The organism is Lysobacter sp. Hz25, from assembly GCF_046097045.1.
In the GTDB taxonomy this organism is placed as follows: Bacteria; Pseudomonadota; Gammaproteobacteria; order Xanthomonadales; family Xanthomonadaceae; genus Lysobacter; species Lysobacter antibioticus_B.
Window position 1 is genome coordinate 5,387,215 of sequence record NZ_CP175666.1, and the last position, 18,932, is coordinate 5,406,146.

Here is an 18,932-nt window from a genome sequence, read left to right on the forward strand (position 1 = left end):
GCGGCGACAGGCGCACAGTGAACCCGGCATCAGGCTCTAGGCTTTCGGACGCGCACCGCATGGACTCCATTCCCCCCGACCCGACGTCCGAGCGCACGGCCCCGGCCGGCCCGCTCGGCGGCATCCGCGTGCTCGACCTCAGCGCCTACATCGCCGGCCCCTACGGCTGCGCCCTGCTCGCCGACCAGGGCGCCGACGTGATCAAGATCGAGCCGCCCGACGGCGACAACCTGCGCCAATACCCCTCGACCCTGGCCAGCGAAAGCCGCGCCTTCCTCGGCGTCAACCGCAGCAAGCGCGGCATCGTCCTGGATCTGAAGCGCCCGCCCGACCATGCCGTGCTGTTGCGCCTGGTACGCGAGGCCGATGTACTGGTGCACAACTTCCGCCCGAGCGTGCCCAAGCGCCTGGGCATCGATTTCGAGCGCCTGCAACTGATCAACCCGCGCCTGATCTATTGCGCGGTCAGCGGCTACGGCGAGAGCGGGCCGATGAAGGACAAGGCCGGTTACGACCAGGTGCTGCAGACCATGACCGGCATGTGCGCTCTGCAAGGGCGACGCGGCGGACCGCCGGAGATCATCTACGGCTCGGTGGTCGACTACTACGCCGCCGCCCTGCTCGCCGCCGGCGTGTCTTCGGCCTTGTACGAACGCGAGCGCAGCGGCCTGGGCCAGTTCGTCGGCGTGTCCTTGCTGCGCAGCGCGCTGACCATGCAGTCGGCGCGGATGATCTGGGCCGACGGCGAAGGCCTCGACATCGGCCGCGATATGCGCTCCGGCGGCGTCACCGGTATCCACCCGACCCGCGACGGTCACATCTACATTTCGGCCAACACCGCGCGCTTCTGGAAATCGCTGTGCGAGAAGACCGGCCTGGACGAACTCGCCGACGACCCGCGCTACGACAGCGTGCGCAAGCGCGCGCAGGCGGTGGCCGAGATCGTGCCGCGCCTGCACGAAGCCTTGGCGCGGCGCAGCGCGATGGAGTGGGAAACGCTGTTCGGCGACGAGGTGCCCTGCGCCGCGGCGCGCCGCATCGAGGACATGTTCGACCACCCGCAAGTGCTCGCCGAAGGTATCGTCGGCCCGATCGAGCACCCGCAGGTCGGGCGCTACCGCGGCGTCGCCCAATCGATCAAGTTCGGCCGCACCCCCGGCCCGACCCCGTTCGCCGCGCCGATGCTCGACCAGGACACCCAGGCGATCAGGGACGAGCTGGCCGACCGCGGCGCGGTGGCCTTGGGGCGCCGCGGTACCGCCCAGGGTTGAAAGGTCCGCGTTGACGCCGCAATGCCGGGCGAGAACGAGCTAGAAACGCCGGCAATCCGGCGCTGGCCTCGATCCGCGTTCAGTAGCGCGCCGCATCCGCGCCCGGCACGAACTTCTCCCACAACTCCTCGAACTGCCCGGCGAAGCAGCGCACCAGATTGGCGTCGTCGGTCACCACCAGGTTCTCTTCGTTGCTGGTGGTCGCGCTGCGGGTCCAGTTGAAGCTGCCGTTGGCCAGCACCCGGCCGTCGAACAACGAGAACTTGTGGTGCATGTGGAAGGGGCTGTCGTCGATCCGCACCGGCACCCCGGCCTCGCGCAGGCGCAGCACGTCGCTGCCTTCGTCGAACTTCTTGTCGTTATCGCTGATCAGGCGCACGGCGATGCCGCGCCGGTGGCAAGCGAGGATCTCTTCGCTGAGACGATCGTCGGAGATCGTGTACACGCAGATGTCGACGCTGCGCTTGGCTCCGCGGCACAACTCGCGCAGTTTGCGCAGGCAGGCGTCGCCGGGGGCGAAATAGGCGCTCGACGCCACCGTGGGCGCGGCGACCACGTCGAGGGTCTTGATCACCTGCTCCAGCCAGCGCAGCCCGTCGAGGGCATGCACCGGCTCGCCGAGCATCAGCTCGCGGGTCATGTCGAAGGCGCGGTTGCGCAGATAGCGCACGCGTTCGCTGCCGAGTCCGGCGCCGAGTTCGCGCAGCTCGAACTTCTCCTCGTTGTCGAGGGTGCGATCGGCGATGCTGTCGCGCAAGGTCTGATCGAGTCGGCCGAAATCCATGTCCCTGCCTATTCCTTAGCGTTGGATGCGACCGTTGAGGCGGTCGGCGAATTCGTTGAGCGCACGCTGCAATTCGCGCTGCTGCTCGGTCATCTCGGCGCGCGTCGGCGCGTCGTCGACGTCGCGCTGGCCGAGCCGCTTGAAGATTTCGACCAGAGCTTCGTTGAGGCGGGTCTGGCGTTCGCTGCTGTCCTGCAGGTGGTTGACCAACGGGTCGAAGGCCGACTGCAGCGACGGCACCAGCGAGGTCTGCAGCGACGAGCCGAGACCGCTCAGCACTTTGCCCAGATCCGGCGCCGGGGCGGCCGGGGTCGCCGGCGGTTGCGCCTGCGCTTGCGCCACGCGCTCCAGCGCCGCGAGGATTTCCTGCCACGGCGCCGATGGCGCCGGCTCGGCACGGCTCGCGGCCTGGGTGGCCGACTGATCGAGCGAGCGCACGCTCTCGACCAGGTCGTTGAGCTGCGCCACGACCCGGGTGCCGACGTCGGCGTCGCCCGCGCCCATCGCCTTGTTGCGCTGGAAGTCGCGTTTGATCTGGGCCCAGCGCGCGGCCTGGGCCTCGTCGAGGGTGCCGCGCATCTCGCCGAGCTTGAGCAGGTTCTCCTCGGCGCCGCTGGTCAGCAACTGCGCCTCGCCGAGGTAGTGGTCGCCGATCAGCTGCTGCAGCTCGGCCTCGTTCATCACCGGCGAGATCTTCTCGGCGAGCTTGTTCATGTTGCGGTAGCTGCCCTGCAGCTTGAACGGCGGCTCGGTGCGGTAGCTCTCGGCCTGGGCGGCGCTGGCGATGTATTGCTGATTGACCCGGTAGACCACGTCGCGCACCTTCACCAACCGCTCCAGGGTGGCGACGATCTCGTTGATCTCGGCGCCGCTGTAGGCGTGGCTGAGTTCGTTGGCGGAGAACGGCTTGCCCTGGGCCTTGTCGACGAAGCGATACAGGTCGGCCATCTCGCGCGTCGCCAGCGGCGCCAGCACCGGGTTCGAGGTCAGGCTGTTCTCGATGTAGCTGAGCACGAACGAGGCTTCCATGCCGCCGAGCACGTCGCCGAGGTTGTAGATGTCGGCGCGGTTGGCGAGCATGTCCGGGATCTTGAAGACCTCGCCGGACTCGGTGTACGGGTTGCCGGCCATGACCACGCAGAACTTCTTGCCGCGCATGTCGTAGGTGCGGGTGCGGCCCTTCCACACGCCTTCGATGCGGCGGGTGCCGTCGCACAGGGAAATGAATTTCTGCAGGAACTCGGGATGGGTGTGCTGGATGTCGTCGACATACAGCATCACGTTGTTGCCCATCTCCAGCGCCAGGTTGAGCTTGTCGAGTTCCTGGCGCGAGGTCGCATCGGGCGCCTGCTCGGGGTCGAGCGAGCGCACCTCGTGGCCCAGCGCCGGCCCGTTGATCTTCATGAAGATCAGGCCCAGCCGATGCGCCACGTACTCCATCAAGGTGGTTTTGCCGTAGCCCGGCGGCGAGATCATCATCAGCAGGCCCATCAGGTCGCTGCGCTTGCTCTCGCCGACCGTACCCATCTGCTTGGCGAGGTTGTCGCCGATCACCGACAGGTAGACGTCGTTGATGAGTTTGTTGCGTACGAACGAGGTCAACGGGCGCGGCTTGAACTCGTCCAGGCGCAGGGCGTGGCGCTCGCGGCCGACGATTTCCTGGCGCAAGGCCTGGTAGCGCTGGAAACCGGGGACGAAGGTTTCGCGGTGGTGGCGCAGGCGCGCCGACCAGTCGTCGATCGCCAGGTTCATGCGCCCTTCGACGATGCGCGGATGCTCGCCGAGCAGGCCCTGCACCGGCGCGCTCAGGTCGACCTCGGTGATCTTCTTCGGGAAGCGTTCGTCGAGCAGCAACAAGGTCGCCGCTTCGGCGGCATAGGCCGCGACCGGAGCGAGTTCGGGCGAACGCGCCAGCGCCTCGACCCAGTTCATCGCCAACGCCCAACGTGCGGCGACGCGGTCGCCGAGGCCGTCCAGGGCCTGGACGAAGCCGTCCCACATCCGCGCCGCGGTGAGCTTCTCGCGTAACGCCTGCAGCAGTTGCTGGGCGTACTTGCTGAACACGAACTGCGGGTGTTCGGCCGACAGCTCCAGCACCAGGTATTCGGCGGCGCGCGGCGTCAGCGCCGGGTCGATCGCCAGGGTCTGCTGCTGGGCATAGCCGGTCATCGCCGCGGCGATCTCGGCGCGCAGCGATTCCAGGCCCGCGGCGCTGGCGAACAACTGCTGGATGTCGCGCGCGGTGCGCGCACGTTCCGGCCATTGCCGGGCATCGGTTTGTTCGCCGACCTGCGACCAGAACAGCGCCGCCCAGGCGCGCGCGGCCGGCTCGAAGCCGAGGCTGCCGGCGCTGTCGCGCAAGGGCAGCAAGGCCTGCAGGATCAGGCTGGCGTCGTGGTCGTGGATGCCCTTTTCGTAGCCTTCGCGATAGCGCGGCGCGGCGAAGTCGCGCACGCTGCGCGCCAGCAGCTCCGGCTGCGCCAGTTGCTGACGCAACAGGTCCAGGCTGAGGCCGTCGCGGTTGGCGCTGGCCGCCTCGATCACCAGGCCGGCCAGGTACTCGCCGCGATACAGCTGCGGCGATTCCGAATCCATCGACACGCCCCAGTAATCGCGTGCGGCATCGAGTTCGGGGTTGCGCAGCGGCTCGAAGAAGTCGGTGCCGGTCAGGTGCAGGTTGAGCACGTCGCCGCGCGGCAGCAGGGTCAGGTCGAGTTCCTGGGTGTTGACGCTGAAGCGGTGGCGCGGCCCCAGCTTGATGACGTTGCCGCCTTCCTCGAACAACTCGCTGCGGTCGCGCAGCGCGCGCACCGCCTGGTCGCGCGCGCCCTTCAGGCGCGCCTCGACGTCGTCGGCCTTGACGCTGTCCTTGAGCGTACGCAGGCGCTCGGCCAGTTCGCGCAGCTTGAGGATCAGCGGGTCGCTGGCGAAGAAGGCGTTGAGCTCGTCGCTGCCGGCGAAGCGCGCGGTGCGCCGGCCGAGGCCGTCGAGGATGCGGGTGGCCGCATCCATCACCGCCTGGGCCTTGCGCTGGCGGTCGTCGAGCAGGGTCTGCTTGTGCGCTTCGAAAGTTTCGAGCAGTTCCTCGCGCTTGGACAGGATGTCGCCGAGGAAGGCCTCGTGCTCGCCGAACTGACTTTCCAGCTCCTCCAGCTGCACCATCAGCCGCGACAATTGCTCGTCGGCGCGCTCGGGGTCCTGGGCCAGCGACAGGGCGCTGGCGATGCTCTGCCCGAACAGGGTGAACTGGGCGCCGAACTGGGCCACCGACTCGCTCGAACCCAGGCTCTTGCGCCGCTGCTCGGCGCGCGCCTTGGCCTGGTTGAGCTTGGCGTAGATCTCCGAGATCGATTCGACGATGCGGGTGCGCTGGGTGGCGTCGTCGACCTTGAGCGTCGCCATCAGCGCCGACAGCATGTCGAGGTCGCCCGACATCGCCTGCATCTGTCCGATCGGTTCGAGCAATTGCGCCACACTGACGGCCTGCTGGGCCTGCGTTTCCAACGCGTGCAAACGCTCGGCCAACGGCAGCAGGGCTTTGTCGCCGGCGAGGAAGGCGCCGGTCGCCGCGGCGGTGCGCTCGTGCGCGGCGATCAGCGCCTGCTCCATCGCATCGATGCCGGCGACGTCGATGTAGCGGTAGTCACGGATCGTCAGCAGATGGCCGCGCTGCGCGGTCAGGCCGTTGAGGGCGTCGACGAACTCCTGCACCCGCTCCCAGTTTTCCGGCTGCAGGGCCTCAAGCAAGGCCTTCTGGCGCGTGCGCGCCTCGGTCATCGCGCGCTCGGACTGGCTGCGGATGCCTTCGACTTTCTCGTACTCGTCGAGCACCGACTCGGCGGTCGCGGCGATCTCGCGCAGCAGCGGCGCGGTGCCGGCGCAGGCGGGGTCGGACAACCAATGGTGGGCGTCGAACAAACGGCGGGTGTTCTGCGCCAGCAGGCCGTAACGCTGCGCCGAGACTTCGGTAGCCTCGATCTCGCGCGACAGGCTCATCAGCTCCGACACGCCGCGCACCAGCTCGGCGTTGCCGATCTTGCCCATGAAGCTGTTGCCGGCCGGCTGCTTCGCCGCGAACTCGTCGCTGTAGTACGGCGTCTGCCAGACCTGCATCGGGTGCACCCGGGTCGGCTCGTCGCTTTCGGTGGCGAAGATCACCATGCGCCCGTCTTCCAGGCGCGCGTAGCCATGGCCGAAGATCGGCGTCTGCAGGCGCCGCTCGATCATGTTGTAGGTGAACATCGCGGTGCGGCCCTGCTCGGGCTCGTAGAACAGATACAGCACGTCTTCGCCGTTCGGCGAGCGGATGGTGCGCTTGAAGCGCATGCCGTCCATCGCCTGGTCGAAGCGCTTGTGCTCGCCGTTCTGCAGGTAATAGCCGCCCGGGAAGATGATGCCGTGGTCTTCGGGCAACTGGATGCAGGCCAGGCCGATCTCGTCCAGGCGCACGACCTTGCGGGTCAGGGTGTTGAAGACCAGGTAGCGCCACTGCTCTTCGCGATACGGCAGGATCTTGAGCAGGATCAGGCTGCCGACGCGGGCGTAATCGACTTGAGCATCGTCGAGCGATTGGGTCTTGTCGGCGACCGGCTCGCGGTAGATGCCCTGGCCGTCCTCGGTGTTGTTCTCGATCTTGACCGTGAGGTCGCCGTTGACGGTCTCGACGAACACGCTGTCGAGAATGTTCAGATGCGGGTGGCGGCCGTTGACCACCATCTCGCGGGTCGCGCGGGTCCACTCGAAATCGAACGGCGCCGGCAGCGCGATGTCGCGCTCGCCGCGGTTGTCGATGTAGCTCACCTCGCCGCCCGGCGCGATCGCCCAGCGGAACACGCGCAGGTCGGTGATGCGCTCGCCGATCTGGAACGCGGCCAGCAGCTTGCCGTCGCGCACGATCAGCTGAATCAGGCGGGTGTTCTTGTAGTACGCGTACAGCTCGCGGAAATCCTGGGCGAAGCTGTCGATGCCGAGGAAGCTGCCCTTGAGCTCGACCGGGGTGACGTCGTAGCCCTCCGGCCCCTGCACCAGCTTGTACAGCGCGAACACGTCCTCGACCCGGGTCTCTTTCTTGAGCCCGAGGAAGACGTTGTAGCCGAACACCAGGCAGTCGCCGACCTGGACGATGTCGCGCGCGACGCAGTTGTTCTCGGTGCGCAGGCGGAAACGCCCGACCACCTCCATCTGGCTGCTGCCGAACTCGTCGAGACGCTGTTGGTTCAGACCCTGGGCGATGTCGCGCAGGCGCTGGCCCTGTTCGGCCAGGCGCTTGCTCAATACCTCATAAGCGCCGCCCTGGGCGACCGCCTGGTCGACGGCTTGATTCGCCGCTGCGCTGCCGCCGTCGTTCGCGTTCTCGCCCGTCGCCGTGCCCGGCTTGGTGTCCGCCATGTGTCCGTCCTAACGATCCTGCCGGCCGCGCGCTGAGCCGCGCCGCCGGCGTGCTGCCATGCGCCGCCGATGGCGGCGGCGCGTTCCTGGGTCCGTGCTGCTGGGTTCCGGCCGCGAGCGGTCAGGAGTCCAGCACGGTCTCGCTGGAAGCCTTGCCTTCGCCCTTGCCGTCGGACTTGCCGTCCGACTTGGCCAGCAAACGCTGCAGCACGTCCTGCACGATCGGGCTCTTGCCGGCCACGCCCTCGATCGCCTTGCCGACCGACAGCGCCTTGGCGAAGGAATTGAAGAACTCGCCTTCGCCGCCGACGATGTCGATGTTGGCCTTGCTGAGCGCCGCGGCCAGCACATCGGCCTGCTCCTTGGCGACTTCCTTGTTGGCTTCGATCGAAGCGATCGCCTGCTCGAAGTTCTTCTCCAGCTGCATGCGGAACTCCTCGTGCGAGCGGGCCTGGTCGCTCAGCGAATCCAGCGCGCCGAACTTCTGCGACAGGCCTTCGGCCTCGGACTTGAACTTCTGCAGCAGCACTTCGGCTTCCGACAGACCCAGGTCCTTGGTCGCCTTGGCCTTGGCCGCACCCAGTTGCTCGTCGCCGCGCGCCTGCGCGAACAGGTTCTCTTCCAGCACCTTGGCGTCGGACAGGCCCTGCTTCTGCTTGGCGTCGGCCTGCGCTTCGATCACGCGCGCCTGCGCCAGGCCCTTCTCCTGCTCGCCGCGCGCTTCCGCGGCCAGGGTCTCGGCGATCACGCGCGCCTTGGCCATGCCTTCCTTCTCGCTCGCCGCGGCGGTGACTTCGCGCACCCGCGCATCGGCCAGGCCGGGCGCGGCGCGCTCGGCCTCGATGCCTTCGGCCAGCTTCTTCTTGGCTTCGGACTGCTTGCCGGCCGCTTCCAGCTCGGCCTGCGCCAGCACCGTCATCTCGCCGGCGCGGTGCTTGGATGCGGTCTCGTTGGCCTCGGCCTGCTTGACCTGGCGCACCAGCTCTTCCTCGGCCGCGGCCTGCGCGTTCAGCACCGTCACCTGCTTGGCGCGATCGGCCTCGGACACCGCACGCACTTCCTTGATGCGCTCTTCTTCCTGGGCCACGGTCTTCTCGACCGCGATGCGCTCGCGGATGACGTTGGCGATTTCCTTACGCTGTTCTTCCAGCGCCTTTTCCTTTTCGATCCGGTTCAGTTCGACCTCGCGTTCGCGCGAGACGACTTCCAGATCCTTGGCGCGGGTAACCTTTTCGACCTCGATCACCACCGCGCGCTGGCGGTTCTGCTGGGCCACTTCGACTTCGCGCTGGCGGTTCTGCTCGCGGATGTCGAGCTGCTCCTGCACCGAGATGCGCGCCTGCTCGGACTTGAGCCGCTCTTCTTCCTGCACCTTGGCGGTTTCGGCCTGCTCGCGCGCCTGGATGGTCTGGATTTCGCGCTTCTGCCGCGCCTCGGCGTCGGCCTGCTGGCGTTCCAGGGCGAGCATCGCTTCGCGGGTTTCGACGTTCTTCTTGGTGATCGCCAACTGCTCGTTGCGCTCGAGCTCGTTGGTGATGACGTTCTGCGCCGCGGTCAGCTCGGTGATCTTGCGGATGCCCTCGGCGTCGAGGATGTTGGTCGGGTCGAGCGAGGACTTCGGGGTCTGCTCCAGGTAGTCGATGGCGACGTCTTCGAGCACATAGCCGTTGAGGTCGTTGCCGATCACCTCGACGATGCGGTCGCGGAATTCCTGGCGGTTCTCGAACAGCTTGACGAAGTCGATCTGCTTGCCGACCGTCTTCAGCGCCTCGGAGAACTTGGCGTTGAACAGCTCATTGACCGCGGTGCGGTCGGAGGCGCGGTCCACGCCGATCGACTTGGCGACCTTCAACACGTCCTGCTGGGTCTCGTTGACGCGCAGGTAGAACGCCACGGTGATGTCGGCGCGCATGTTGTCCTTGCAGATCAAGCCGTCCTTGGCGCGGCGGTCGACCTCCAGGGTGATCAGGGAGATCTTCATGAACTCCTTCTTGTAGATCACCGGATACACCAGCGCGCCGGTGAAATGCACCTTCGGCATGGAGGACATGTCGTTGACGATCAGCGCCGTGCCCTGCGGGACCTTGATGTAGAAGGCCTTGAACATCATCAGCAGGACGAACACGACCAGAATGCCCAGACCCACCAGGGTCAGGACCATGAAAATACCCGACGGAAAATTCATTCTTGCATCTCCCTATGACTCGACTTCGATACGGATGGCGGCGACCGACGAGGGTCAGGCGCCGCGGAATTCGTCTTCGCTGACCACGCGGTAGGCGTTCTGGTCGGCGAGATACTCGATCAACACCACGCGGTCCCCGCGCTTGAAACGTTCGCCGCCTTCGTCGCGGATCTGCAGGATCAGGCCGGCGCCGCCGTCCTCGATGGCCGCGGTGCCGGTGACCCGGGACACGCCCGGGCTGCGAATCACCGCGGTCTGGCCGAGCAGCGGCCGCGGCGGCTCGGGCTGCATCTTGCGCAGCAAGCGCCGCACCGGACGCAGCGCGAACGCGGCGACCGGAATCGCCAACACGAAGGCGACCACCAGCGCGACGATGTCGGCGACGAAACGCAGGCCGCCATCGGGCAGCAGGCGCAGCAGATACAGGTCGGCGAGGTAGGTCAGCGCCCAGGCCGTGGCGACCAGCACGCTGAGCACGACAGTCACCGGAATGCCGCCGAGCCCCAGGCGCATCAGCGGATCGAACACGCTTTGATGGTGATGGGCGCCGTCGGCCAGCGATTGGTCGCCGAGCGTATGCCCGTGCGCCGGGCCGTGGACATGACCGTCGCCGCCGAAGTGGCCGTGGCCATGGCCGAACAGGCCGTCGGCCACATCCATGCCGACCAGGCCGAGCGCCGACAACAGCCAATAACCGACGACCACGCCCAGCAGGACGGAATAGAACGCCGTTGGAAACGAAAACACGATCTGCAGAAACTCGATCATCACCCCTCCCTCCCCGCGTGCCGCGCTCCCTGCGGCGCCTCCATGAAACCGGTCAGCCCGGCAGTTTCTGTCGCAGCCGCAGTAACACCGCTTCGGCGCCGGCGTCGTCGGCGATGATGCCGGCCTCGCGCAGCTTGCGTTCCAACGCGTCGGAGCCGTCGTGGCGCGCCAATTCGGTCGCCGCCTCCATGCGCGCGCCGCGCTCGGCCTGCTTCTGCTTGATCCGCGCCAACGAATCGACCGCGGTCTGCAAGCGGTTCTGCGGCCCGGCATAGCGATGCGCGACCGCGGCCTGCGCGCGCTGCATGCTCTCGGTGGCCTTGACCGTGTCGAGTTGCTGCTTGAGACGGCGGATATTGCCCTCGGCCATGGCGATGGCCTTGCGCAGCTCGGTGGCGCTGAGCGCAAGTTGCTGCACGTGGCGCTCGTCGTCGCCGCGGCCGGCTTCGAGCAGCACGATCTTGTCGGCGACTTCGCGCGCCAGCGATTCGTCGCCGGATTCCAGCGCCTTGATCGCATAGGTTTCGTATTCGGCGACCTTGTCGCTGGAGTCGCTCAAGCGCCGCTGTGCCAGCGAATGGCGGGCGATCAATTCGGCCAGCGACTCGCGCGAGCGGCGCAGTTCCAGATCGCAATCGCGGATTTCCTGGTCGAGGATGCGCAGCGCCTGGCTGTCGACCCAGGCCTCGCCGAGCTCGCGCGCACCGCCGCGGATCGAGGTCAGCAGCTTGCTCCAGATATTGGCGGGCGGATCGGACGTCGACATCAGGCCACCTCCAGCAACTGCGTTTCGTAGGCTTCGGTCGCCTTGATGACGTTGTCGGCGAGCGTCTCGATTTCGTAGAGCACGTTCGACAGCGACGAGGCCGCGCTGAGCGCGCCGAACATCATGTACACCGCTTCGCCGTCGGCGAGGGTCTCGATGCCGATCGTCGACAGCGGGAACACTTTATGGGTGCGCAGCACTTCTTCGTTGAACGCCGAGGCGTCGCGCACGTGCGCGACCGGCCACAGCAGCGCCTCGACCACGATCTGCTCGCCGACCACGGCCACGAACAACGGCAGGTCGCCGTATTCGGCCATGACCAAGTGCAGGCTGGGTTCGGCGCCGTCGATCAACTCGATCTGCGAATCGCCGTAGATGAATTCTTCGTCCTGCGACAGCGCGTCGTACAAACCCGCGGCCGTCCAGACCTTGCCATCGCTCATCGCGCCCTCCGCGCGTCCTCGCCCCGACACCGCACCGCGCGGCTGCCGCATCCGTCGCTCCACCGCCATGAGCTCCTCGGAAAATTCCGGCAGCACCCACAGCTCCTTCTTGACCAGCCCCTTCTCGCGCAATCGTTCGCGATGTTTGCGCTGGTAGTAGGCGGAGGATCGACGTTCCATGTCATTCACGATAAATCATCACATGTGACACTGGCAAGCATGACATGTGATATGCCGACGAACGGCGGGGAGTGGCCACGCCGGCCAAACATAGCTTTTATTTCAGTCACTTATGTGGCGACCGGGGTGACGAACGCTTCGACGCCAGCTAGGCCGAGCTGCCTCACGACCTGAGGTGATCGGGTACCGATAGCGACGCCGCGATCAGGGAGTCCGCGGTCGCGGCTTGCGCCGCTCCTACCCGGAAGCCGCTCTAGGGTAGGAGCGGCGCAAGCCGCGACCACGCCAAGACGACTACGGCGCAACCATCTCGACTGCAGATGACCGACGCGAATCCCGAATCCCGAACCAAAGGATGCCGACAGACACGATCGACCCGCACGCCATCGCCACGACCCGGCCGTTGCCAACCGGATCGCGACGCGGATCGTCTCAGGCGGAAATACCGTGCTGCTTGCGGGCTTCGTCGATGCGGCGCTTCACGTCGGCATCGAGTGTGCCGAGTTCGGCCTGCTTGAAGATGTTGTCGAGCACGCGCTTTTCGTCGTCGTCGACGATCCGGTCGCGCAGCGCCAGATCGAGCAGCTTCTGCAGTTCGGCGACGTCGAGCGTGCCGTCGTTGGTGAATACCGGGATCGAGGCGAGAGCGATCTCGAGGTGGCTCTTGGGCTCGGCCATGGCGGCAACTCCGTTGCGGTGGGTGAAGTCCTGGACGCGACGGCGGTCTAGGCGGGCGCGTGATGGGGTCGACTATAGCAAGCCGGACCTGCGCGGTAACGATCGTCGAGGACTGGGCCGCACCGTCGCCTTATTGCCGTTGCCGTTGCCGTTGCCGTTGCCGTTGCCGTTGCCGAGATTTTGATCTGCATTGCCGCTTTGCCGCTTTGCCGGTCAACAGTAGACCCGGAGGGCGGCGCACAGGACGTGCGCCGTTTTCCGATAAGACAGGGACGTCTTATCGGAAAATCCCGGCGACAGCATCGCACTCGTGGCCTGTGCCCTTGCAAGGAGAGCCCTTTTCTTTGGTTAGCTTTGACCGAAGGGAATCCAGACGGACTTTTGGGCTTAGCAAAAGAAAGTAACCCGGCCGCGTAGCGGACGGAAGCTTTGCACTTGCTTATGGCTTTCATACCAGCAAGATCAAACGCTAAAAGCTTCCGCCACTAAAGCGGCGGGTAACTTTCTTTTGTCTAAAGCAACAAAAGAAAGTCACCAAAGAAAAATGCTTTTGTTTTGAATCACAGGCCCGCACGAGCGACGCCGACGCGGGGATTTTTCATACGGGACATCCCTGTCCCGATGAAAAACGGCCCGCTTCCATGCGGGCCGCCCTCCGGGTCTTCCGTTGCCTTCGCGAGTGCTAATCGGCGCACAGCATGGGGCAACGGCAACGGCAACGGCAACGACAGCGACAGCGACAGCGACAAGCAACATCGCGCACGCCAAAGGCTCACTCGACGCGACACTGGCACCGAACCCCAAAAAGCAAAAAGCCCGGCGCTTTCGCGCCGGGCTTTTCGTATTCGACTGCACCGCCGGCTCGCGCCGCACGGCTCAGGCAGGCATTACCAGACCACTTCGGCCATCGAGCAGTTCAGACCCGAACCGATGCCGAGCAGCGCAACGCGGCTGCCCTTCTTCAGGCGACCCATCTCGCGCAGCTTGCTCAACACGATCGGCACCGAGGCCGGACCGATGTTGCCGTGCTCGCCGAAGATGGTCATGACCTTCTTCGGGTCGATGCCGAAGGCTTTGAGGAAGGCCTGGGTGTGGGCGCGGCTGACCTGGTGGATGACGAATTCGTCGAGCTCTTCGACCGCCCAACCCAACGCGGCCTTGGCCGCGGCGAAGGTCTTGTGGCCGAGCTTGAGGCCTTCGATCATCAGCATGCGGCCGTCGGCCACCATGCGGTCGTGATGCAGGTCGCCCAGGCACAGCTGGTTCCATTCGGTCGCCGAACGGGTCACGCCGCCGCGGTAACGCGGGGCGCCCGGGGCGAGTTCGGCGCGCGCGAGCACCATCGCGGCGGCGCCGCTGCCGAGCGTCAGGGTCGCCATCTCGTCGCGCAGCTGCGACTCGGTGACGTCGGCCTTGCTCAGGCGCTCGATGGTCTTCTCGTAGGCGAGGTTGGCGGTTTCGCCGTCGACGACCAGGGCGTAGTCGATCTCGCCGCGCTCGATCATGCGGCCGGCGATGTCCATGCCGTTGAGGAAGGCGAGACAGGCGTTGGCGACGTCGAAGTTCTGGCAGTTCTCGCCCAGGCGCAGATTGCCGGCGACGATGCTGGCCGTGGACGGCTCCAGGTAATCGCGACTCACCGAGGTGTTGACGAGCAGGCCGATGCGATCGGTATCGACCGCGGCATCGGCGAGCGCCTTGACGGCAGCCAGGGTGGCGGCATCGGATGCGCGCATTTCGCCATCCCACAGACGACGCTCGTGCACGCCGGCGACATCCTGCAGCACGTTGACCTTGATGCCGAGGCGATCGAGGGTGGGCTTGAGGCGGGCGTTGATTTCGTCGGAGGTCAGCCTGCGCGGAGCATCGACATGAGCGAGCCCGGCAATAGCGACGTGTTGGAACAGCATGGGCGCAAACCCTTCGCGGACAAAGTGCGACAGATTAGCGCCTTCACGACCCCTATGCATTAGCCATGGTTGGCGTGCGGCCGGTACCCGACGCTCACCCCTCGCCACAAACCCCTTTAAAAACAGTGGATTAGGACGGCGCGAGAGGCCTTAACAGGCCGTACGCGAGGGTTTGGAAATGCGCTCAGCCGCCCACCGGATAGGTCTGGGCGGCCGCAGAAGGCGCCGATTGCGCAGCCGGGGCCGCGCCGGGGCCGCAGCGGTAGGCGGCAAAACGCTGCTGGCCGTCGGCCGGCGCCGCGACCGGCTGGATGGTGTCGGCCTGCAGACCGGGGGCTTCGTTGCGCGCCAGGGTTTCGAGTTCTTCGCGCACGCGCAGGGCGTTGCGTTCGTAGAAGGCGACGTTGTGCTTGACCGCGACGACGACTTCGCCGCGCTTCTCGCAACCCGACGGCGCCGGGCCGCCGGAGAGCACGCGCACCGCTTGTGCGCCGGGCGCCATCTGCACCCAGGTGCAGGCCGAGCCCATCAGGGCCAGGGTCGAAGCCAGGGAGACGATTGCCAACGCGCGCATGGAAACCTCGTTAGGGATGCGATCGCGCGCATTGTCACCGGAATCGGCTGAGCGCGGTAGGAATGGGGCGCTGGTCGGAGAGAACGAAGGCGGAAGCAAATCCCCCCCTGCCCCCCTTTTGCAAAGGGGGGAATCCGTCTCGGGGAAACGAAGTGATGGATGCGGCGCGGCTCCGCTCTGACTATCGACGACAACAGGCAAGCGAGGCGCCAAAACGACGTGGCCTTTGCCCCCTTTGAGAAGGGGGCGGCGACCGCGAAGCGGACGCGGGGGATTTGCTTTTGCTTTTGCTTTTTCCGCAGCGACCGCTGCGGCCACTGCGACTGCCCCACAAACGCCAACGGGTCGCCTCCGAAGAGGCGGCCCGTCGCTTTGCATGACAGCAACCGATCGGCTCAGCGCACCGGCTTGCCGTCCTGGTCGATCACTTCGACTTCGCCGAGCTTGAGCGCGCGGATCGGCTGTTCGATCTTCGACAAGTCGCCGACCACCACCCAGGTCAATGCAGCCGGGTCGAGCGTCTTCGCCGCGGCCTGCGCCAGCGCCGGGGTCATCGCTTCGTTGCGCGCCTTGTACTCGAGGATGTAGTCCGCGGGGCGGCCGTAGCGCTGGTCGGCGCTGACCTGGGCCATCAAGGCGTCGGTAGTCTCGTACGCGCCCGGCAGGCTCAAGGTGTTCGAGGCGCGGATCTTGGCGACCTCGGCGGCGCTGATCGGCGCGCTGCCGCTGGCGAAGGACTCGATCTCGCGCTTGAGTTCGGCCAACGATTCGACGGTCTTGTCCGACTGCACCGCGGCCTGGGCGATCCACGGCCGCTGGCCCTTGGCATTGCCCGAGCCGCTGTAGGAACCGTAGGCCCAGTGCTTGTCCTCGCGCAGGTTCATGTTGAGGCGCGAGCTGAATTCGCCGCCGAGCACGCCGTTGGCGAAATCGAAGTCGATGGTGCCGGCATCGCCGGTCGGTGCGATCAGTTCGCCGACGTAGAGGTTGGACTGGATCGCGCCGGGCTGGTCGACCAGGAACACGCGCGGCGCCTTCGGGCGCGCCACCGTGGCCAGTGCCGGCAGGGCCGGTGCGTTGGCGCCGGCTTTCCAGTCGCCGAAACGGCGCTCCAACTGCGGCACGATTTGCGCCAGGGTGGTGTCGCCGACCACGAACACGCGGGCACGGTCGGGCTGCAGCCAATCGCGATGGAAGGCGACCAGGTCGTCGCGGCTCAACGACGCGATCGAGGCCTCGGTGCCGGTGCCGGTGAACGGAATCGCATAAGCGTGGCCGGCGCCGTACAGCAGCGGCGGCAACACGCGCAGCGCCGCGGTCTGCGGACGCGCCTTCTCCTGCTTGATCCCGGCCAGCCACTGCGCGCGCACGCGTTCGATCTCGGCGGCCTCGAACCGCGGGCGGCGGACCACATCGGCGAACAGGTCCAGCGACGGCTCAAGCTTGTCGGTCAGCGCCGACATGGCCACGTTGGCACTGTCGAGGCTGGCATTGGACGACAGCTCGACGCCGAGCGCTTCCTTGCGCGCCGACAGTTGCAGCGCGCCGTAGTCGCCGGCGCCTTCGTCGAGCATCGCCATGCCGAAACTGGCGGTGCCGACCTTCTTGCCGAGGTCGGCGCTGAAACCGCCGGGGAACTCCATCGCCAGTTGCACCACCGGGGTTTCGTGGCGCTCGATCAGCACCACTTCCATGCCGTTGCCCAGGCGTGCGCGCTGCGGGGTCGGGAAGTTGAGATCGGGGAAGCGCTGGGTCACCGGCACGCCGGTGCTGCGGTCGACCGGGGAGGCCACGGTCTTGAAGCGCGGGTCGGCGGCTGGAATCGCCGCCGGCTGGGTCGCGGGCGCGGCGCGCACGGTTTCCGGCAGCGACGAGGCCGGCTTGTCGCCGGGCTGCACGATCAGGGTATGCGAGCCGACGCCGAGCCACTTCCGACCCGCGGCCTGCACGCTGGCCGGGGTCGCCGCGGCGAGTTCCTTGAGTTCGTCGCGATAGCAGTCGGGCTTGCCGAGCAGCACCGCGCAACGCGCGAGCACGTCGGACTTGCCGCCGAAACCGCCGATGCGTTCGACCCCGCGGACGAAGTCGGCGCGGCTCGCGGTCTTGGCCTGTTCGAGCTCCTGCGCGGTCGGGCCTTGTTCGATCAGGCGCTTGATCTCTTCGTCGATGGCGGCGCGCACCTTGGCCGGGTCGACGCCCTGCTTGACGTTGGCCACCACCACCAGGGTGCCGCTGATCTCGGCGTCGTTGATCGACACGCTGGCGCTGTCGGCGATGCGGTCGGCGTGGACCAGACGCGCGTCCAGGCGCGAGGCCGCGCTGCCGCCGAGGACCTGCGCGAACAGGCCGAGCTCGGTGCCGTCGGGGCTGCCGAACTCGGCGACCGGCCAGGCGCGGTAAACGCGCGCCTGCGGCACGCGGTCGGGCACGGTTTCCTCGGTGTCGCGCTCGCGCTTGGGCACGCGCGCGGCCATGTCGGGCAGGGTCGCGCTGGCCGGGATGTCGCCGAAGTAGCGCAGCGCCTTGTCCTTGGCGGTCGCCACGTCGATGTCGCCGGCGAGCACCAGCACCGCGTTGTTGGGGCCGTACCAGCTGCGGAACCAGGTCTTGACGTCGTCGAGCGAAGCCGCATCTAGGTCGGCCATCGAGCCGATGGTCTGCCAGCTGTAGGGGTGGTCGGCCGGATACAGCGCCTCGTAGAGCTTGGCGCTGATGCGGCGACCATAGGGCTGGTTTTCGCCCTGGCGCTTTTCGTTCTGGACCACGCCGCGTTGTTCGTCGAGGGTTTTCTGGTCGATCGCGCCGAGCAGATGGCCCATGCGGTCCGATTCCATCCACAGCGCCATGTCGAGCGCGGTGGTCGGCACGTTCTGGAAGTAGTTGGTACGGTCCTGGTTGGTGGTGCCGTTCTGGTCGGTCACGCCGACCAGCTCGAACGGCGCGAAGAACTCGCCCTTGTGGTTCTCCGAGCCCTGGAACATCAGGTGCTCGAACAGATGGGCGAAACCGGTGCGCCCGGCCTGCTCGTTCTTGCTGCCGACGTGGTACCACACGTTGACCGCGACGATCGGCGCCTTGCGATCGGTATGGACGATCACCCGCAAGCCGTTGGGCAGGGTGAACTCTTCATACGGGATCGAGACCTCGGCCTTCGAGTTCGCGTTGGCACCGGCAGCCGGAGCCGCCAACGCCGGCGCGCAGACCGTGCCGGCCAGGGCGGTCGCCAGCGCGAGGGCCAGCGCGGCGGCGCGCGGGCGGGCGGCGCGGAGCGCGTTCGGGGACAAGGGGGACTTCGGCGACATGGGCACTCCTGGCTGGGGTCGTCCGCGCGCGGACGAAAGCACCATCCTAGGCGGGTCGAGGCGCCCAGGCACTAGGCCGGCGGTCATAGGGGGTGGCCGGTCGCATTTACGTTGCCGCTGCGGCCGAGCGGCCTCGCCGCGCATAATGCGCGGATGTTCGACGTCATCCTTTACCAGCCCGAGATTCCGCCCAACACCGGCAACGTGATCCGCCTGTGCGCGAACACCGGCGCGCGCCTGCACCTGGTGGCGCCGCTGGGGTTCACCCTGGAGGACAAGCAATTGCGCCGCGCCGGGCTCGACTATCACGAGTACGCCGCGGTGCGCGTGCACGACAGCCTGGCCGCCGCGCTGGACGCGATCGCGCCGCCGCGGCTGTTCGCGCTGAGCACGCGCGGCCGGGTCCGCCACGACCAGCCCCGCTACGCCGCCGGCGACGCCTTCGTGTTCGGCCCGGAAACCCGCGGCCTGCCCGAGGACGTGCTCGACCGGATCCCGGCCGAACACCGCCTGCGCCTGCCGATGCGCCCGGACAACCGCAGCCTGAACCTGTCCAACGCGGTCGCGGTGGTGGTGTTCGAGGCCTGGCGCCAGCACGACTTCGTCGGCGGCGCCTGAACCGCCGAAAAAAGGCTCCCCCTTCCCCTCGGGTGCGGAAGAGGGAGCAAATCTCCTAGGCCTTG

General features: G+C 67.0%; 11 protein-coding genes and 1 pseudogene. 2 read left to right on the top strand and 10 right to left on the bottom strand.

Annotation, left to right across the window (positions count from 1 at the left end; genetic code table 11):
* The first annotated feature begins 59 nt into the window (after positions 1 to 59).
* Complete coding sequence (locus ACKN61_RS22205) at positions 60 to 1,271, top strand: CaiB/BaiF CoA transferase family protein (protein ID WP_408951268.1); 1,212 nt, start codon at positions 60 to 62, stop codon at positions 1,269 to 1,271.
* A gap of 79 nt (positions 1,272 to 1,350) precedes the next feature.
* Here ACKN61_RS22205 and ACKN61_RS22210 read toward each other — a convergent pair whose 3' ends face one another.
* The 10 genes and pseudogenes from ACKN61_RS22210 to ACKN61_RS22255 all read right to left on the bottom strand — a co-directional run bounded on the left by ACKN61_RS22210 (position 1,351) and on the right by ACKN61_RS22255 (position 18,249).
* Positions 1,351 to 2,055 carry a phospholipase D-like domain-containing protein gene (locus ACKN61_RS22210; RefSeq protein ID WP_408951269.1) on the bottom strand — a complete coding sequence of 235 codons (705 nt, stop codon included), beginning with the start codon at positions 2,053 to 2,055 and terminating at the stop codon, positions 1,351 to 1,353.
* A gap of 15 nt (positions 2,056 to 2,070) precedes the next feature.
* Complete coding sequence (locus ACKN61_RS22215) at positions 2,071 to 7,443, bottom strand: DNA repair ATPase (RefSeq protein ID WP_408951270.1); 5,373 nt, start codon at positions 7,441 to 7,443, stop codon at positions 2,071 to 2,073.
* A gap of 121 nt (positions 7,444 to 7,564) precedes the next feature.
* Positions 7,565 to 9,628: a flotillin family protein gene (locus ACKN61_RS22220; RefSeq protein ID WP_031372817.1), complete on the bottom strand. Its 2,064-nt coding sequence runs from the start codon at positions 9,626 to 9,628 to the stop codon at positions 7,565 to 7,567.
* A gap of 54 nt (positions 9,629 to 9,682) precedes the next feature.
* A complete protein-coding gene (locus ACKN61_RS22225; protein WP_031372818.1) occupies positions 9,683 to 10,396 on the bottom strand; it encodes a hypothetical protein in 714 nt (237 codons plus the stop codon).
* 52 nt (positions 10,397 to 10,448) lie between these two features.
* Positions 10,449 to 11,162: a PspA/IM30 family protein gene (locus ACKN61_RS22230; RefSeq protein ID WP_031372819.1), complete on the bottom strand. Its 714-nt coding sequence runs from the start codon at positions 11,160 to 11,162 to the stop codon at positions 10,449 to 10,451.
* Positions 11,162 to 11,785 (bottom strand): DUF2170 family protein, encoded by a 624-nt coding sequence (locus ACKN61_RS22235; RefSeq protein WP_031372820.1) that lies wholly within the window; start codon positions 11,783 to 11,785, stop codon positions 11,162 to 11,164. The genes ACKN61_RS22230 and ACKN61_RS22235 overlap by 1 nt, the downstream gene beginning before the upstream one ends.
* 432 nt (positions 11,786 to 12,217) lie before the next feature.
* Positions 12,218 to 12,463, bottom strand: a complete 246-nt coding sequence (locus ACKN61_RS22240) for a hypothetical protein (RefSeq protein ID WP_408951271.1) — start codon at positions 12,461 to 12,463, stop codon at positions 12,218 to 12,220.
* Positions 12,464 to 13,350: 887 nt separating this feature from the next.
* Positions 13,351 to 14,373, bottom strand: coding sequence for a 3-oxoacyl-ACP synthase III (locus tag ACKN61_RS22245; RefSeq protein WP_408951272.1), 1,023 nt, complete (start codon positions 14,371 to 14,373; stop codon positions 13,351 to 13,353).
* Between the two features lie 250 nt (positions 14,374 to 14,623).
* Positions 14,624 to 14,938: pseudogene (locus ACKN61_RS22250) on the bottom strand (DUF4156 domain-containing protein); the annotation flags it as partial.
* 404 nt (positions 14,939 to 15,342) lie between these two features.
* The gene (locus ACKN61_RS22255) at positions 15,343 to 18,249 is read right to left on the bottom strand and encodes a M16 family metallopeptidase (RefSeq protein ID WP_408951273.1); all 2,907 of its coding nucleotides are present in this window, start codon (positions 18,247 to 18,249) and stop codon (positions 15,343 to 15,345) included.
* Between the two features lie 153 nt (positions 18,250 to 18,402).
* Here ACKN61_RS22255 and trmL point away from each other — a divergent pair, with 153 nt between their 5' ends.
* Positions 18,403 to 18,867, top strand: a complete 465-nt coding sequence (trmL, locus tag ACKN61_RS22260) for a tRNA (uridine(34)/cytosine(34)/5-carboxymethylaminomethyluridine(34)-2'-O)-methyltransferase TrmL (protein ID WP_408951274.1) — start codon at positions 18,403 to 18,405, stop codon at positions 18,865 to 18,867.
* Positions 18,868 to 18,932 lie beyond the last annotated feature (65 nt).

What these genes read in the sequence shown, in the direction of transcription:
- ACKN61_RS22205 (WP_408951268.1), top strand. Translation starts at nt 60, where the DNA reads ATGGACTCCATTCCCCCCGACCCGACGTCCGAGCGCACGGCCCCGGCC.
- ACKN61_RS22210 (WP_408951269.1), bottom strand. Translation starts at nt 2,055, where the DNA reads ATGGATTTCGGCCGACTCGATCAGACCTTGCGCGACAGCATCGCCGAT.
- ACKN61_RS22215 (WP_408951270.1), bottom strand. Translation starts at nt 7,443, where the DNA reads ATGGCGGACACCAAGCCGGGCACGGCGACGGGCGAGAACGCGAACGAC.
- ACKN61_RS22220 (WP_031372817.1), bottom strand. Translation starts at nt 9,628, where the DNA reads ATGAATTTTCCGTCGGGTATTTTCATGGTCCTGACCCTGGTGGGTCTG.
- ACKN61_RS22225 (WP_031372818.1), bottom strand. Translation starts at nt 10,396, where the DNA reads ATGATCGAGTTTCTGCAGATCGTGTTTTCGTTTCCAACGGCGTTCTAT.
- ACKN61_RS22230 (WP_031372819.1), bottom strand. Translation starts at nt 11,162, where the DNA reads ATGTCGACGTCCGATCCGCCCGCCAATATCTGGAGCAAGCTGCTGACC.
- ACKN61_RS22235 (WP_031372820.1), bottom strand. Translation starts at nt 11,785, where the DNA reads ATGGAACGTCGATCCTCCGCCTACTACCAGCGCAAACATCGCGAACGA.
- ACKN61_RS22240 (WP_408951271.1), bottom strand. Translation starts at nt 12,463, where the DNA reads ATGGCCGAGCCCAAGAGCCACCTCGAGATCGCTCTCGCCTCGATCCCG.
- ACKN61_RS22245 (WP_408951272.1), bottom strand. Translation starts at nt 14,373, where the DNA reads ATGCTGTTCCAACACGTCGCTATTGCCGGGCTCGCTCATGTCGATGCT.
- ACKN61_RS22255 (WP_408951273.1), bottom strand. Translation starts at nt 18,249, where the DNA reads ATGTCGCCGAAGTCCCCCTTGTCCCCGAACGCGCTCCGCGCCGCCCGC.
- trmL (WP_408951274.1), top strand. Translation starts at nt 18,403, where the DNA reads ATGTTCGACGTCATCCTTTACCAGCCCGAGATTCCGCCCAACACCGGC.